This window comes from Gelidibacter mesophilus DSM 14095, assembly GCF_000423005.1.
In the GTDB taxonomy this organism is placed as follows: Bacteria; Bacteroidota; Bacteroidia; order Flavobacteriales; family Flavobacteriaceae; genus Gelidibacter; species Gelidibacter mesophilus.
In genome coordinates, this window is record NZ_AUHD01000004.1 from 179,696 (window position 1) to 197,489 (window position 17,794).

Below are 17,794 nucleotides of genomic sequence, written 5' to 3' on the forward strand. Positions count from 1 at the left end.
AGCATTAAAGCAAATGCTCATCCGGCACCGTCTGGTGTTTTGATTTCGCATAATTAAAGCCTTGAGCCCACCACTTGGCCATTAACTTTTTACTGAAAATCAATGAGTTTTCTGTTAATGTGGTGGGCGTGTAGTACAAATTGAGTTTTACATTTTGATTTATGGCCGCTAATTGCCCGATGGTCACATCGCTTTTTTCTACTTGATCCATCAAATAAGAAAAAAGGTTCATCATGAGCGAAAATGGATTTTTCCCTAAAACCTTATTACCTTCCATGTTTTCAGATTCCAAAATTACCGCGTCAATCTCGGTAGCCCCTCTTAAAATAGCTTCTCTTATAGGCACAACGCAACCAAAACCCCCATCGGCGTATTCACACCCTTCTTTGACCGCCAATGACATAAACGGAATATAATTACACGAAATCCATATCCAATCACAGAATTCCTCATATCCAAAGTCTTTTATGGACTTATACTCCACCGTGCTTTTTGTAAGATTTGAAACGGTTACAATAACATCAATTCCTGATGTCCTGATTTTATTAAACTCATGTTTTGTGAAATTACGCTTGATGTTTTTGCGCAAGGCACCACTCTCCCCGAAGGTTCGCTTTCGCTTAACAAACTGAATTAGAGAATTAAAATAGTTAATGGAAACAAATTCCCGTCCGTCCTTTTTATGCTGCACAAACGGACTGGTGCTAAAAACATCCTTCTGGCTCACATTGGTAAAAACATCATACAATTTACCTATATCATTGACGGCCAAATGAGGAATTAACAGACTCCCCGTGGATGTCCCTAAAAACATATCATAGTTTTTACCCTGATGTTCCATTAAGTATTGGGCAACACCTCCAGCAAATGCCCCTTTACTTCCTCCTCCTGAAATTACTAATGCTCTCTTCATTTATTCTGTTTTCTCGGGTTCCAAGGGGCTTGTTTCTTCATTTTTATATTTTGCAAAATCAAAGCCACTTTGCCACCAAGAGCTCATTTTATCTTTATTAAATACCAAGGCGTTGGTTGTCAAGACCGTTGGGGTGTAATAAAAATTAATAATTGCATCTTGATTTTTTGCGACAAATTTTCCGATGCGTATGTTCTGAAACTCTATGCGGTCCAACATAAACGAAAACATATTGGTCAACAACGAGAATGCGTTCAAAGATGGCATTCTATTTAATTGGGTCACTTCCGTTTGTAAAATCACAGCATCCACAACGGTTGCCCCTCGCAGGATAGCTTCCTCAATCGGCACCATAGACCCCAATCCGCCATCAGCATATTCGCATCCATTTTTCTTAACCAATGTCATAAAAGGCGTGTAATTACAGGAGATCCAAACCCACTCTAAAAATTCATCATAATCAAAATCCTTAACCGACTTGTATTCAACCTGATTAAGTGACAAATTAGAAACCGTTACCACCACATCAGCCTTCAGCGCTTGTAATGCATCAAACCCTTCTTCCGTAACATGTGATTTGATGAGTTTTTTCAAGTTGTGACTTTCACCAAAGGTTTTGCGCCCTCTGAAAAGATTTCGCAACACATTAAAGTGATTGATACTAATGGTTTCAATTCCTTTTTTCCTTTTGATGTTAAACGGGCACACATTAAAAATATCATTTTGAGCAACATTGGTATAAATCTCCTTGATTTCCTTTACCTTATTCAACGCCAAGTGAGACACCAACAAACTACCTGTAGAAGTACCAATATACAAGTCGTAATCCAACTTCTTGTTTTCAATAAGGTACTGGGCAACCCCACCGGCAAAAGCCCCTTTACTACCTCCTCCTGATATCACTAATGCCCTCATGTTTTGGTTTCTGATTTGTGCCTTAAAACAATACTTAATTTTTAATTCTTAATTTCATCAATCATCTGCTCATAAGCTTCAACCTCCCGCAGCTCTACCAATAATCGTTTTGCAAACTGCTGAAAGCGCCAATTATGATGGGATGTTGCCTGTATTAAATTGGTTAATGATATCTCATCAAAACCATTGATCAGCTTGAGATAATTAAAAGCATTCATTCGGAGTTCAAAACCAAAATCCGGATCCGTATAACCCCTCAGCACTTCAAAAACCACTTGTTTTTTATCTGGCTGATATTCTACAGTATTCAAATGCAAGACCAACCAAAGCAGTTTAACATTATAATCACTAAATCCATAAATAGCCTTAGTTTGCTGTAAATATTTTGAACGATCCAAAGGAAAGTTAACCCACAAATTATACAATGCGGCTTCGATGGTTACATAGGACGAATCTTTCAAAAAAGTTTCGTAAACATTCTTAAATTCAGATGGGATACGTGTTAGCTTTTGCGCAATGGCCTGCCGAACTTCTAAACCATTATTAAAATCCTCCAACTTAACTTGATAGCTCTCTTTTGAAAGAATTTTCACTTTTGCCTTATCAGATATGTCAGAAACGAGATAATCCCCACATTTTGAAGGATAGCTTTCACAGCTTACATCCATATATTCTTGAATGAAACCTGATTGCTTTAAGCTCTTAATCATCGCATCTTGAGGCAGCACGATGTCTTCTAGCCAGGTTTTTACAAATCCCGATAGATCTAGACCACTTTTGCTTTCAACTTCCTTTATAAAATCAGAAGTTTTAACGTTGTTGTACTTATGTTTTTGGAGATAATTCTCAACTGCCAACTTAAAATTATCACCCCCAACCTGTTCCCTCAAGACATGTAAAGCCCAACAGCCTTTTTGATAAAAGGTTAAACTGCTGGATTTCGGATCGAGCAAAGAGGTGCCTTCTCCAGCGTTCTCCTGTTCCAGAAGCTGTTGCGCATACTCTTGTAAGCGCCAATAGTAATAATCATCGCCAAACACATCACGTTCCGCTAAAAGCGCATAGTACGTCGCAAAACCTTCCTGCAACCAATGATGTTCTCCATTTGTTGCGGTTATCAAGTCTCCAAACCATTGATGGGCGAGTTCATGGGCGTTGACGTTGACATAATTCCGGTCATTGAACCCAATGTCATCCACCACGAGAGCATCTGAAAATATCGTCAAAGTCGTGTTTTCCATCCCAGAATACAAAAAGTCCTTGACTGGAACCTGCCTGTAGACCTCCCAAGGAAAGGCTACTCCTATCTCCTTTTCAAGAAAATCGAACATTTGCTTGCTATAATGAAAGGTTGGTCCTACCTTTGAAGAATCTTCTGGATAATAATAATAATATTCTAAAGGAATACCACTTTCTGAAAATTGCGTCTTTTTATTATATCTTCCAATAACGAGAGCAACAAGATAACTGCTCATAGGTTTACTCATATCATAATCCCATTTGTTTTGATTCTGCGTGATAGCTTCTTTGGAAAGAAGCGCGCCATTGGCCAACACCTCAAAGCCATCTTCATAGGATAGCGACAAATCGAATTCAATCTTATCATTTGTATCGTCAATACTTGGCAGCCAGTTACTCGTATATTTCCCCTGGCCTTGTGTCCATATCTGATCGCCTACAAAATACAATGCTTTTTTGGGTTCAGCCGAATACCAAAAGCTTAATACATAGTCCTTATCTTTTTCAAAATTGTTTAAAATGACGATTTTATCTGCTTCAAGTCTGAAATCACTGGTCTCAACAGCATCTGTCGCGATATTTTTCAATGTTACACCCCTAAACTCCATATTTTTAGCGTCAATATAGACAGAATGGATATTATTCAAAGTTTTAAAATAAATGAAAACAACCCCCGAAACCCTTGACGCTTCTTTAAAATCAAGTTCCGCCTTGACTCTTTTAAAATCAACCCTATCAGTTTGCTGCGCAGAAGCTGTTCCAAATAGAAATACAAAAATAAATACTAAGCAACTCCTCATCTGTAGGTTTTAGTTAAGATATGGCCAAAATAAGAAAATAAAAACGATAATTTCACAATGCCAACACCCCTTTGTGAAACTTCTTTTTCTTTGTGTAACTTTGTGAAATAGCCATTAAATAAAGTGGAATCCAGAAGACCTAAAGAACCATAATCCGGTATTTTAGATAATTTCCACCTCGCAAGAAAATATATGAATACCAATCTTCAAACCCCTATAGACTACCTGAAAGGTGTCGGTCCAAATCGTGCGAATTTACTCCGCAGTGAACTTGGCATCCATACGTATCAAGATTTAATCAACCTTTTTCCCCATCGCTATATCGATAGAACCCAATACTACAAAATCAATCAATTGCAACAAAATAGCGCTGACGTTCAGATTATTGGAGAAGTATCGGGCTTTAAAGAAATGGGACAAGGACGTGCAAAACGCTTGATCGGAACCTTTAAAGATGATACTGGAATCATAGAACTGGTTTGGTTTAGAGGCCAAAAATGGATCAGGGAGAGCATCAAAATCGGTAAAAAATATGTGATTTTTGGAAAGACAAATTGGTTCAATGGCGTTTTTAATATGCCGCATCCCGAAATGGAGCTATTGGAGGACCATGAAAAGAATTTAAGATCCGCCATGCAACCCATTTATCCATCTACAGAAAAACTAACAAATAAAGGCATCAGCAATCGGGTCTTGAACAAGATAATGCAGCACTTATTTTTGGAAACCAAAGGTCGGTTTGAAGAAACGCTCTCTGAAAACTTACGCTCGGAACTCAAATTAATCTCCAAAAACAAAGCGCTTTTTAACATCCATTTTCCCGAAAACAATAAGCTCTTGGCACAGGCACAATACCGTTTGAAATTCGAAGAATTATTCTACATTCAATTGCAACTGATCATTAAAAATCTGATCCATAAAACAAAAATTAAAGGCTATAATTTTGAACATGTAGGCCATTACTTTAACACCTTTTTCCAAGAGCATTTACCCTTCGATTTGACCAACGCGCAGAAACGTGTTTTAAAAGAAATTCGGGCCGATTTAGGAAGCAATGCCCAAATGAACCGCCTACTGCAAGGTGATGTCGGCTCCGGGAAGACCATAGTTGCGCTAATGTCAATGTTAATGGCGCTTGACAACGGTTTTCAAGCCTGCTTAATGGCGCCGACTGCTATTTTGTCAGTTCAGCACTACCAAGGTTTAGAACAACTATGTAAAAATCTGAACATCAGAATAGAACTACTTACAGGATCAACTAAAGCTTCAACTAGACGGAAAATTCATGAAGCACTTGAAAATGGCACATTAGATATCTTAATTGGCACCCATGCCCTACTAGAAGACAAGGTGAAATTTAAGAATTTGGGGCTGGCAATCATTGACGAACAACATCGTTTTGGAGTGGCGCAACGAAGTAAATTATGGCATAAAAACACATCGCCTCCACACATTTTAATCATGACCGCAACTCCAATTCCGAGAACCTTGGCCATGTCAGTTTATGGTGATTTGGATGTGTCCGTTATAGACGAATTACCACCCGGAAGAAAGGACGTAAAAACCGTCCATCGCTACGATAAAAATCGGCTGAAAGTTTTTAGATTCATCAGAGATGAAATTGAAAAAGGACGACAGGTTTATATCGTATATCCGTTGATCCAGGAAAGCCAAACAATGGATTATAAAGATTTGATGGATGGTTATGAAAGTATCGCTCGAGAGTTTCCCATGCCTAAATATCAAATTTCCATCGTTCACGGACAAATGAAGCCGGCCGATAAAGATTTCGAGATGCAGCGGTTTGTTAAAGGGGAAACTCAAATTATGGTGGCCACAACGGTTATTGAAGTGGGTGTGAATGTTCCAAATGCTTCCGTAATGATTATCGAAAGCGCTGAACGCTTCGGGTTGTCACAACTGCATCAATTGAGAGGCCGTGTGGGCCGTGGTGCCGAGCAAAGCTATTGTATTTTGATGACCAGCCACAAACTCAGTGAAGACAGTAAGACCCGTTTACAAACCATGGTCAGCACCAATGACGGATTTGAAATTGCCGAAGTGGATTTGAGACTTCGTGGCCCGGGTGATTTAATGGGAACCCAACAAAGTGGCGTGTTGAATCTCAAAATAGCAGATGTCATCAAGGATAAGGATATTTTACAACATGCACGCTACCACGCTAAGGCTATCTTAAAGGCTGACCCGTCGCTATCCGCTCCTGAGAATAAAGTACTGCGGCATACCTACGGACAACTCGTTAAGTATAAGAATATATGGAATTATATTTCGTGAGTTTTGGTCTTTAGTTAGTTGGCAATCTCTGTTTTCGGGTTATCAAAAACAATTCAAATCTGTTCAAAATAGGACAGAATAGACAATGAGCAATCTGCAGGTTTCGTGGAAAATTTTTCATCGTAAACGCTTCAGATTTTTTAAAAGAGCATACTTCCCAACTAAAATGACAGATATTTCATAAATTTGAGTGAAATCCATTAGATTCAAAACGATAAATTTCAGGTAATTGATTCATAAACTGATTAAAAATATGAAATCCTTCAACACGCTTTTTGCAATAAGCCTATTTTCATTTAGCTTTTTAATTTCTTCTTGTCAAGAAAAACACTCTAAAAAAGAAGATCTAGAAAAAACCATTCAGAATCAAATAGATTCCATTGAAGGCACAGTTGCTGTTGCTTTTTATAGTCTTTCTGAACCTAAAGACAGTCTATTGATTAATGCCGATGAGAAGTTTCATGCGGCAAGCACGATGAAAGTACCTGTGATGATTGAATTGTTCAAACAAGCCTCCGAAGGGAAATTAGATTTGAAAGACTCCATTTTATTAAAAAATGAGTTTAAAAGTATTGTGGACGGCAGTTTATATAGCATGGACATCAATGATGATAGTGACGATATTATTTACAGTCAAATAGGTACCAAAGTGGCGCTGTGGGATTTGATGCACAGTATGATTACCGTAAGCAGCAATTTGGCCACCAACGTTCTAATAGAACTCGTGGATGCTAAAAAAGTCACGGCTTCAATGCGCCGTTTAGGCGCCAAAGACATAGAAGTTTTGAGAGGCGTTGAAGACCAGAAAGCTTATGACAAGGGCTTGAGCAATTCTACCACCGCGAAGGATTTAATGGTTATTATGGAAGCTATCGCTAATAAAACTGCTGGCAATCAAAAGGATTGTGACGCCATGATTGCTATTTTAAAAGACCAACAGCACAATGATATTATTCCGCTGTATTTACCTAAGGAGATTGAAGTAGCTCACAAAACAGGCTCAATAACTGGAGTTCATCATGACGCAGCAATTGTTTATTTGCCGGATGGCCGCGCTTATATTTTAGTTCTGCTCTCTAAAAACTTAAAGGATTTCGACCAAGGAACCGATCAATTGGCCAACATATCTAAAACAATTTATGATTATGCCATCAGCAATTGAGCAAAGAAGTTATATATCATATTCATATGTCTCTCTATTGCGCTAATCATAAGGCTAATACTACTATAAAACCTAATAACACAGTCCAACTTGTTGAGAATTGCATTTTTTCATGTGTATTGGCTTTAAACAACATCTTAAAATATCACTATCTTCGAAGATTATTTCAAAAGTTTAATAGTCCACGGATATCACATGCTACACTTAAAATTAGAAACCGATCCACGTTGGGCGGTTATTGCCGAAGAGAACATAGAAGAAATTTTAACAGACCATGCGTGGTGTGAGCAAAAAGCTGCCACGAATGCTATTACCATCATTACTAACAATTCGCAATATGTTGATTTGGTGACTGATTTATTGGAATTGGCTAAGGAGGAATTAGAGCACTTCCAAATGGTCCACGAGATCATTAAAAAAAGAGGCTATACCTTAGGAAGAGAACGCAGAGACTGCTACGTCAACAAACTTTATAAGTTTATGAATAAAGGCGGCAACCAATTACAGAGTATGGTGGACCGGTTATTATTTTCGGCAATGATTGAAGCCAGAAGTTGCGAACGCTTTAAAATGCTATCAAAACATGTACAAGACCCAGAACTGGCAAAGTTTTATTATGATTTAATGGTCAGCGAAGCTGGTCACTACACCCTTTTTATAGGATATGCTCGAAAATATGGAAAAGATATCGATGTTGATAAACGCTGGAAAGAACTTGTGGAATTTGAAGGCGAATTAATCAAAAGTTATGGAAAGAGTGAAAGTATTCATGGATAGTCTATCTAAGCAGCAGTTAGCGACAGTCAATATATCTGAACTTTTAACTTTATTCTTCTTCTCTTCTTAGTCAACCGCAATGGCTTAGCATCTCAATAAAATAATCACAGCATACCTTCTACATCACCAAAAACGAACTCATAATATGATCAAAAGAATCCCTTGGCAGCTCATTGTTCTAGTCTTAATTAGCATTAGTTTTTTATCTTGCAAATCCTCGTCTCATGTCTCAGAACAAGGTTTAACCCAAAACTCAAAGGCTTCAATTAAAAAACCATACGTCATCTTAATCTCCCTAGATGGTTTCCGTTGGGATTATGTCGATAAATACAAGCCTCCACATCTCACCAACTTTATTGAAAACGGCATTCAATCGGAGTATTTAACCCCTTCGTTTCCTTCTAAAACATTTCCAAACCACTATTCTATTGCAACAGGGATGTATCCTGACAAACATGGCATCATTGGGAATACCTTTTATAGCTACAAAAAAGAGCGCACTTATGAAAACAGGAACAGGGAAATGGTGGAAGACGGCAGCTTTTACGGAGGCTCTCCAATTTGGGCCCAAGCAGATAAAAGTCAAATGGTATCCGCAAGCTATTTTTTTGTCGGTTCTGAATCTAAAATTCAAGACATAAGACCAACCTATTATTACCGTTATGATGGCGCTGTAAAAAATGAAGCACGTATTGCACAAGCTATGACATGGTTGTCTTTGCCCGAGAAAGAAAGGCCTCACTTAATCACCCTATACTTTTCGGATATGGATGATGTGGGCCACAGGTACGGGCCAAGCAATGAAGTTAAAATTAAGCAGGCACTCTTCAAACTGGATCAAAATCTTGGCGATCTTTTTAAAGGTGTAAAATCTACCGCTCTGCCAGTAAATATCATCATAGTTTCAGATCATGGCATGTCAGATCTTTCAACGAAAAATTTTCTAGAAATTGAGACCATAAAAAATGATAGCTTATACTCGACAATTGATAATGGAAGTCTAGTAAGTCTTCATCCAAAAAAGGGATCAAATATTGATGCGATAATACGCAATTTAAAGAAAAAAGAACATCATTTTAAAGTTTATAAAACCGCAGACACACCAGGGTTTGAATACGTTCCTAAAAACAAAGACTGGGGCGCCATACAGGTACAACCCGATTATGGTTACTATTTTTCTACAAAGGGAAAAATTGAAACCATGAAAACAGCCGCGATCCACAGTGTGGGCGTCCATGGATACGGCCCAGAACACAAAGATATGGCTGGTATCTTTTACGCCAAGGGACCAGCCTTTAAAAAAGGATTTTCTCTGGGCGCCATAAGAAACATTGAAATCTACCCATTGATCTGTGAGATTTTAAATCTTGAAATCCCAAGAGATATTGATGGAAGTTTAGAGATGATCAAAAGTGTGCTAAAAACCGAATAAAGCTCCGGAAAGTTAGAAGAAAAAAAATAAGACCTAACTGATTTAGACGAATGCTGATAGAAATATTTTCTTTTTAAATTTAGAACAAACCTACTCTTCCAAAAGGGTGTTCAAAAATGTACTAAAGTCCTTTTTGAACGCGATATACTTATCTCCAGTTGCAGGACCATTAAAACCTGTATGAATTTTTCGGACCTCCCCTTTTTTGTCAATAAAAATGGTCGTTGGGTATGAGACCACCTGTTGCAACATTGGCAACTTCTTTTGAGCCTCCACTTTATCAGAAGACCCAGATTGGGCCAACAAAATTGGATATTCGATACCCAATCGATCCTTTAATCGTTTTATATTTTCAAATGCCAAAGCATCTGACTTTGCGTTTTCGAAGGCAAGTGCAACAAATGCGATATTCTTCTCAGAATTGATTTTATAATATTCAGAAAAAAACACACTTTCGTCCAAACAGTTAGGACACCAAGACCCCATGAGTTGTACTACAACCACTTTATTCTCAAATTGCTTGTCTGCCAGAGAGAGCATTTTCCCATTTTCATCAGGAAAATTAAACTCAAACCGCTCATAATCTTTATGTAACGACGTGAGCCCATCAGCATCCGGCAATTCAAAATGCTCATTTCGTTTAGCCTCAAATGTAGTACTCCAATGATTACCTGAATAAAAAACACCCTTCAGTGTACTATCCTTAACTGTGGCAACGAATAAAAACGAATGAGAACCGTCAAATGCAGACATTCTTAATTCATCACCACTAAGTACCCCTTCTAAATATCTATAATCACCTAATTTGGTCCTAAAAGTCCCTGTTACCTTTGCTCCAGTTTGTTGAAAAATCCCTTTCCCCATGTAAAGATCCTCTTGAGAATCAGGACTAAACACAACTTCCCAGTTTCCAGAGATATCAGTTGCCGGTGCTTCTTTCATCTCAAAACGACGTTTAGCATTAAATGTCGCTTTAAACGGGATGCGCGTTTCCAAACTTTCATTAATAAAATGACCGATCATCTCTTCATCCGTCAGTTTTACGGCAAAATAACCCTCAAAAACAGGCATTCTGATTATAACCGAATCATTTCGATAGGTTACATCATCTACCAAAATCACTTCTTCTGCATTCAGAATTTTTAGGCTTTTATCAGATGTGACCTCAAAATTAAAAGGTAATTTTACTTTGTCATTCAACACCATCTCACCTAACCAATGCCCGTGAGGCATTTTTTTTGAGAAATCGATATTACAGGAAACTATTGTGAAAGCAGAAAGAATGATAAGCAAATACTTCATACGCGGTTTAAAAACTTTGAATTGAGTGGGGCAATTTAAGGTGAAAAAACATCTAAAATAAAATAATTTTCAATTTCAATAACTATATACTATTATTATCTTTACGCCATATTTAAAAACGATGCTATACGCAGGTTTTTAGAGGATCGCAAATTTAAAAAATTAGATAAAACACATCAACCATAAAAGTATAACACTCAAAAAATGAAGATTTCCTATAATTGGTTAAAACAATTTGTAAATATTGATTGGACTCCTGAACAAACTGGAGAGCTCCTTACAGATTTAGGTCTTGAAGTTGAAGGCATCCATGAATTTCAATCTATAAAAGGCGGATTGGAAGGCATTGTTGTTGGAGAGGTTTTGACCTGCGTTCAACACCCAAATGCCGATCGTCTTAAAATCACCACGGTCAATATTGGTTCTGGCGCTCCTTTACAAATTGTATGCGGTGCCCCAAACGTTGCTGCAGGACAAAAAGTACCGGTCGCTACTATCGGGACCACACTTTACACCAATAAAGGCGAAGCTTGGACCATTAAGAAAGGAAAAATAAGAGGTGAAGAAAGTCACGGAATGATTTGTGCCGAAGACGAATTAGGACTTGGAACTTCTCATGATGGCATCTTGGTTTTGGATAGTGAAACTACTGTTGGCACTATGCTCGCAGAACTCTATGAAGTTGAAAACGATCAGGTTTTTGAAATTGGCCTCACACCAAATCGGGCGGATGCCATGAGTCATTTTGGAACTGCTAGAGACTTGAAAGCTGGGTTTTCCCATAAAGATATTCATGTAGAATTGATCACACCTTCCGTTAGTGCTTTCCGTGTTGAAAATACCTTATTAAAAGTTGATGTGGAAGTTCTTAACAAGGAATTGGCGCCTCGCTATTGCGGAATTACAATCTCAGACGTAAAAGTCGGGACCTCTCCCACGTGGCTTCAAAACAGACTTAAAGCTATTGGCCTGACTCCAAAAAACAACATCGTTGACGTTACCAATTACGTGCTGCATGAACTTGGTCAGCCTTTGCACGCTTTTGATGTCAATAAAATTGAAGGCAATAAAATTATTGTAAAGACACTCCCAAAAGGAACGAAATTTAAGACTTTGGATGGCGTAGAACGCACCCTTCATGAAGAAGATTTAATGATTTGTGATACTGCAAAACCCATGTGTATTGCTGGTGTTTTTGGTGGTGAAAACTCAGGAGTTACTGAGCATACGACTAGTATTTTCTTAGAAAGTGCTTATTTCAACCCAATTAGTATCCGCAAATCGGCTAAAAGACATGCCTTAAACACTGACGCTTCATTTAGATTTGAGCGTGGCGTTGATCCAAATATTACAGAATATGCCCTAAAACGTGCCGCCTTGCTGATTCAAGAAGTGGCTGGCGGGTATGTTACCAGTAATCTCGTAGATGTTTATCCTAAAAAGATAGAAGATTTTCAGGTACGTTTGAGTTTTGAAAATGCACAAAAATTGATTGGGGAAGAAATCCCGAAAGATATTATTAAAAGCATTTTAATGTCTTTAGACATTAAAGTCAATAATGTTACTGAAACAGGCTTGGGACTTACGGTGCCGGCCTATAGAAACGATGTGGTACGAGAAGCCGATATTATTGAGGAAATTCTGAGGGTTTACGGGTATAACAATATCAAATTCACCCAGAAGTTAAATGCTTCCATCTCCCCAACCTCACGATTTGAAGATTTTAAACTCCAGAATATGGTTGGCAACCAATTGGCAGCGCAAGGATTTTACGAGATTTTATCAAATTCATTGACCACACCTGCTTATGTAAAACTAAGTGAAGATTTAAAAGACGAAGATCATGTGGTCATGCTGAATCCGCTGAGCAACGATTTAAGTGTGATGCGTCAAAGTTTATTGTTTTCAGGACTTGAAGCGGTCAACCGAAATATCAACAGGAGGCGTTCAGATTTAAAATTATTTGAATTTGGCAAATCCTACCATAGTCATGGAGGGAAGTATATTGAAAATAAGCACTTAGCACTTTTCATAACTGGTGATAAAGCAGCTGAGCGCTGGAATTCACAGCCACAACCAAGTAATTTCTTTTACTTAAAAGGAATTATAACTGCTATCTTAGAACGTTTGGGCCTAAACCGAATAAAGGTAGCACCAATTGAAAACGATGTATTTAGCGAAGGCATTAGCCTTAAGGCTGGCAAAAAGACCTTAGTCGATTTTGGATTGGTCAATAAAAAAATCCTGAAGTATTTCGATATCTCGCAAGACATACTTTATGCCGATTTTAATTGGGACAATGTGATTGAGATGGCAAAAAGCAACACTATTAATTTTAAGGAACTTCCCAAATACCCAGAATCGAGACGTGATTTTGCCTTGCTGATAGACGATAGCGTCACTTTTGAAACCATTGACACTATTGCTAATCAGACAGAAAAACGCTTACTTAAAGATGTCGATCTGTTTGATGTTTACCAAGGAGAAAACCTTCCCAAAGGTAAAAAGAGTTATGCGGTCAGTTTTAAATTTCAAGATGAACACAGCACGCTAACGGATAAGCAGGTTGATAAAATCATGCAAAAACTGAAGTCTAACTTCGAAAAACAATTAGGAGCGGAATTGCGATAGACTTTAGAGATTCTAGAAAAAAAAATAATTGAAATAACTGTCTCGTAATTTTGGCCTTAAAAAACTGTATGAAATCGAATTAGTATTTCATTTAATTTATCGTTATATTTTGACAGCGCATTAACGAAACATTATGTTTTAATTAGTAGCTAAACCCTCAAATAATTATTAATTTTAACAACTCACAATAAAACATATATATTATGGCAACTATAACATTTAAGGGCAGCCCTGTATCCACATATGGAGAACTTCCAAAAAAAGGAACCGATGCTCCAAACTTTAGATTAACTGCAACAGATCTCTCTTCAAAATCACTTCATGATTTTTTGGGCCACAATGTGGTTATGAATATTTTTCCAAGTGTGGATACTGGGGTTTGTGCACAATCAGTCCGAACATTTAATGAAAAAGCATCGCAACTAGACAACACGAAAGTGCTGTGTATTTCTAAAGATCTACCATTTGCATTCTCTCGTTTTTGTGCGGCTGAAGGCTTGGACAATGTGGAAAGCCTATCTGATTTTAGAGATGGAAATTTCGGAAAAAGCTATGGTTTAACCCTTGTTGATGGCCCATTGGAAGCTTTACACTCCAGATGTGTAGTAGTTCTAAATGACAAAGCAGAAGTGATCTATACCGAACAAGTTTCAGAAATAGGTGATGAACCCAATTACGATGCCGCATTAAAATCGCTTTCTTAGATTTTTCTTATGTCCGAAAAAAAAGATTCGTTCTTGGTCAATCGCTTAAAAAGTGTGGGTTGGGCATTTAAAGGCGCACTGATTTTACTACGAACGGAGGCGAGTATCAAAATTCAATTTTTTATAGCCATTCTGGTTACCATAGCAGGGTTCTATTTTGAAATTTCTGCAACAGAATGGCTTTTTCAAGTGGCCATGATTGGTTTAGTAATAAGTATTGAAGGTATAAATACCTCCATTGAGCATATTGCAGACTTTATTCATCCTGAACATCATTCCAGTATTGGACGCATAAAAGACGTTGCCGCTGGAGCGGTTTTTTTTGCTGGAATCACAGCAGTTATAGTGGCCATCATCATTTATTATCCGAAGCTTTTTTAATATTATTTCCGTTAGGATTAACGGTAGTAATTTGTATTTTTGTTTCCTCAGCGAAACAGATAAGGCTGATGTATATTAGTTATCCAATTAGAATCAAATAGATTTCCGTAGTTACGGAAAGTGCACATGGCGAAGAAGAAAACCAAAGCTAAAACAAGTACAACAAAACAAACTAGAAAATTTAGTTTTAAATTATCAAGCCAGCAAAAACTGATTTTTGGTAGCTTGTTGGTTATTCTTGGCATTTTGTTGTTTATAGCTTTTTTATCTTTCTTTTTTACAGGAAAGGCTGATCAAAGTACGCTAACTGAAATTGGAAACCGAGAAGTTGTTGCTGAAAACTGGCTCAATAAACTGGGCGCCTGGGTGAGCAACTTCTTTATCATGAAAGGTTTTGGAGTATCCTCTTTCATTTTAGCGGGGTTAATATTTCTTTCCGGAATTTATGTCACCTTAAACATCAATAAAAGTAAACTGAGAAGCCATTGGATTTGGGGAACCCTAATCGCCATTTGGTTATCCATTTTTTTCGGATTCTTTTCTCATAAATATGATGCGCTGGGTGGCACTATCGGATTTGAAATGAATTCTTTTATTACCGATTATATTGGCAGTATTGGTACCGCGCTCCTACTCTTTTTCGGTTTGATCATTTATGCCGCCATCAGGTTTAAAGTTACGGGTGAATCTATTGTAAATGCATTTAAATCGGCCAAAAGCGACATTAAAGACGATTTTAGAAGAAAAGCAAATGCGTCAGCTGCTGCTACAGAATCGTATGTCCCATTAGATAATGATCTCACTGCGGAAGCCGAAGATATCAAAGCAGCTTTTGATTTGACGCCTTCCAAAGAGATGGCTGCACCTGCTACCAAAAGCATTCCTAAACCACAAACAGTCACTCCCAGTCTCAATATTGAAGTTCCTCAAGTGGCAGAAGCTGAGGAAGAAGAGTTGGCCATGGAAGTTGAACATGTTGTTGAAGAAATTTCTGAAAGTGATAATCTATCAAATAAATTGGTTTCCGATTTTGGACAATTTGATCCTACCTTAGAATTAAGTAAATACCAATTCCCACCTTTAGATTTATTGAAAAAATATGATTCTGAAGGCATCACTATTGATCAAGACGAATTGGAGGAAAATAAAAACCGAATTGTTGAAACCTTAAACAATTACAATATTGGCATCAGCAATATCAAGGCTACTATTGGTCCCACCGTCACCTTATATGAAATTGTGCCCAATGCCGGAGTTAGGATTTCCAAGATTAAAAACTTAGAAGATGATATTGCCTTGTCATTGGCAGCATTAGGGATTCGAATTATTGCGCCAATTCCTGGTAAAGGCACTATAGGCATTGAAGTTCCTAACAAAAATTCTACAATAGTTTCCATGCGTTCGGTTATTGCATCGCAGAAATTTCAAAAATCGGAAATGGAATTGCCCATTGCTTTTGGTAAGACCATCAGTAACGAAACGTTTGTCGTCGATTTGGCAAAAATGCCGCATCTCTTAATGGCTGGAGCCACTGGACAAGGAAAATCGGTAGGTCTAAACGCGGTATTGACATCACTGCTTTATAAAAAGCATCCTGCGGAAGTTAAATTTGTACTTGTAGACCCGAAAAAAGTAGAGTTAACCCTGTTCAACAAAATAGAGCGCCACTACTTGGCTAAACTTCCGGATAGCGAGGATGCCATTATAACTGACAATGCGAAGGTTATAAACACATTGAATTCGTTGTGTATTGAGATGGATAACCGTTATGAGATGTTGAAAAACGCCTTATGTCGAAACATCAAAGAATATAACGATAAGTTTAAGGCTCGAAAACTCAACCCTAATGACGGGCATCAGTTTTTACCATATATTGTTTTGGTAGTGGATGAGTTTGCCGATTTGATCATGACCGCTGGGAAAGAAGTAGAAACACCCATTGCACGATTGGCGCAATTGGCGCGTGCTATAGGAATTCACTTGATTATTGCTACCCAACGTCCATCGGTCAATGTGATTACCGGTATTATCAAAGCGAATTTCCCGGCAAGAATTGCATTTAGGGTAACCTCCAAAATTGATTCAAGGACCATTTTAGACAGTTCTGGAGCGGACCAACTTATCGGTCGTGGAGACATGCTTTACACCCAAGGGAATGAGCTTACCAGAATTCAATGCGCTTTTGTTGACACCCCTGAAGTGGAATTAATAACTGAGTTTATTGGCGGACAAAAAGCCTATCCTGATGCCTACCTCTTACCCGAATATGTGGGTGAGGAAAGTGGCACAAGTCTTGATGTAGACATCTCAGACCGAGACAAACTTTTTAGAGAGGCTGCTGAAGTTATCGTCACAGCACAACAGGGCTCTGCTTCCCTATTACAAAGAAAATTGAAATTGGGCTATAACCGAGCTGGTCGATTGATTGACCAATTGGAAGCTGCCGGGATCGTTGGGCAATTTGAAGGCAGTAAGGCCAGGCAAGTATTGGTTCCAGACCTTGTAGCCTTAGATCAACTTTTAGCAAATGAAATAGAGTAAACAGCAATAAAAAAAAGCAAGATCACAAACCGGACTTTTAAAAAACACAATCATGAAAAAACTATTTGTATTAGCCATAGCAATGTTGTCTTTTGCGTCTTATGCACAAGAAGCAGAGAAAGCAAAAGCCTTATTGAATGAAGTGAATGCCAAGGTTAAAGGCTATAATAATATCAGCATTGATTTTAAATATGTCCTCAAAAACACCAGTGAGAACATCAATCAAGAAACACGTGGAGACGTTGTTATTGAAGGCGAGAAATACCTATTGAATATTCTTGGAGTCACTCGTATTTATGACGGCAAAACGCTTTATACAGTAAACCCGGAAGATGAAGAAGTAACCATCTCAAAAAATAATACAGAAGATTCCAACACCATCACTCCAAGCAAAATGTTATCGTTTTACAAAGAAGGCTACAATTACGCTATGGATATTGTTCAAAATATCAGCGGCCGAAAAATTCAGTATGTAAAATTGACGCCAATTGATAGTAATTCTGAAATTAAGCACGTCTTATTGGGAATTGATGCCCAGACCAAACATATTTATAACCTTATAGAAGTAGGGAAAAATGGCACCCAGACCACTTTAACTGTAAATAGTTTTAAAACGAATGAGCCAATTTCGAAAACCTTATTTACTTTTGATGCCAACAAATACAAAGGCTATTACCTCAACAAGCTCGATTAGATAAGGTG

13 protein-coding genes are annotated in these 17,794 nt (G+C 37.9%); 9 read left to right on the forward strand and 4 right to left on the reverse strand.

Annotated features, from left to right (window positions below; translation table 11 throughout):
- Positions 1-4 precede the first annotated feature (4 nt).
- The 3 genes from G525_RS0104220 to G525_RS0104230 are packed head-to-tail and all read right to left on the reverse strand — an operon-like array spanning position 5 to position 3,867.
- Positions 5-913 (reverse strand): patatin-like phospholipase family protein, encoded by a 909-nt coding sequence (locus G525_RS0104220; RefSeq protein WP_027125045.1) that lies wholly within the window; start codon positions 911-913, stop codon positions 5-7.
- On the reverse strand, positions 914-1,828 hold the full coding sequence (locus G525_RS0104225; protein WP_027125046.1) for a patatin-like phospholipase family protein: 915 nt from the start codon (positions 1,826-1,828) through the stop codon (positions 914-916).
- Positions 1,829-1,869: 41 nt separating this feature from the next.
- Entirely contained in the window at positions 1,870-3,867 is a 1,998-nt protein-coding gene (locus G525_RS0104230) for a M1 family metallopeptidase (RefSeq protein WP_027125047.1), read from the reverse strand.
- A 192-nt stretch (positions 3,868-4,059) separates the two neighbouring features.
- Here G525_RS0104230 and recG point away from each other — a divergent pair, with 192 nt between their 5' ends.
- The 4 genes from recG (at position 4,060) to G525_RS0104255 (ending at position 9,533) form a co-directional block, all read left to right on the forward strand.
- Entirely contained in the window at positions 4,060-6,162 is a 2,103-nt protein-coding gene (gene recG, locus G525_RS0104240) for an ATP-dependent DNA helicase RecG (protein ID WP_027125049.1), read from the forward strand.
- Positions 6,163-6,415: 253 nt separating this feature from the next.
- Positions 6,416-7,324 carry a serine hydrolase gene (locus tag G525_RS0104245; RefSeq protein WP_027125050.1) on the forward strand — a complete coding sequence of 303 codons (909 nt, stop codon included), beginning with the start codon at positions 6,416-6,418 and terminating at the stop codon, positions 7,322-7,324.
- A gap of 195 nt (positions 7,325-7,519) precedes the next feature.
- Positions 7,520-8,101: a MiaE family protein gene (locus G525_RS0104250; protein ID WP_027125051.1), complete on the forward strand. Its 582-nt coding sequence runs from the start codon at positions 7,520-7,522 to the stop codon at positions 8,099-8,101.
- Between the two features lie 145 nt (positions 8,102-8,246).
- Positions 8,247-9,533 (forward strand): alkaline phosphatase family protein, encoded by a 1,287-nt coding sequence (locus G525_RS0104255; RefSeq protein ID WP_027125052.1) that lies wholly within the window; start codon positions 8,247-8,249, stop codon positions 9,531-9,533.
- A gap of 90 nt (positions 9,534-9,623) precedes the next feature.
- Here G525_RS0104255 and G525_RS0104260 read toward each other — a convergent pair whose 3' ends face one another.
- Complete coding sequence (locus tag G525_RS0104260; protein ID WP_027125053.1) at positions 9,624-10,835, reverse strand: TlpA disulfide reductase family protein; 1,212 nt, start codon at positions 10,833-10,835, stop codon at positions 9,624-9,626.
- Between the two features lie 204 nt (positions 10,836-11,039).
- Here G525_RS0104260 and pheT point away from each other — a divergent pair, with 204 nt between their 5' ends.
- The 5 genes from pheT to lolA1 all read left to right on the forward strand — a co-directional run bounded on the left by pheT (position 11,040) and on the right by lolA1 (position 17,786).
- Positions 11,040-13,466 (forward strand): phenylalanine--tRNA ligase subunit beta, encoded by a 2,427-nt coding sequence (gene pheT, locus G525_RS0104265; protein ID WP_027125054.1) that lies wholly within the window; start codon positions 11,040-11,042, stop codon positions 13,464-13,466.
- Between the two features lie 203 nt (positions 13,467-13,669).
- Entirely contained in the window at positions 13,670-14,170 is a 501-nt protein-coding gene (gene tpx, locus G525_RS0104270; protein WP_027125055.1) for a thiol peroxidase, read from the forward strand.
- Between the two features lie 9 nt (positions 14,171-14,179).
- The gene (locus tag G525_RS0104275) at positions 14,180-14,551 is read left to right on the forward strand and encodes a diacylglycerol kinase family protein (RefSeq protein ID WP_027125056.1); all 372 of its coding nucleotides are present in this window, start codon (positions 14,180-14,182) and stop codon (positions 14,549-14,551) included.
- A gap of 126 nt (positions 14,552-14,677) precedes the next feature.
- Positions 14,678-17,092: an FtsK/SpoIIIE family DNA translocase gene (locus G525_RS0104280; RefSeq protein ID WP_027125057.1), complete on the forward strand. Its 2,415-nt coding sequence runs from the start codon at positions 14,678-14,680 to the stop codon at positions 17,090-17,092.
- A gap of 52 nt (positions 17,093-17,144) precedes the next feature.
- A complete protein-coding gene (gene lolA1 / locus G525_RS0104285; protein WP_027125058.1) occupies positions 17,145-17,786 on the forward strand; it encodes an outer membrane lipoprotein periplasmic chaperone LolA1 in 642 nt (213 codons plus the stop codon).
- The last annotated feature ends 8 nt before the right edge of the window (positions 17,787-17,794 follow it).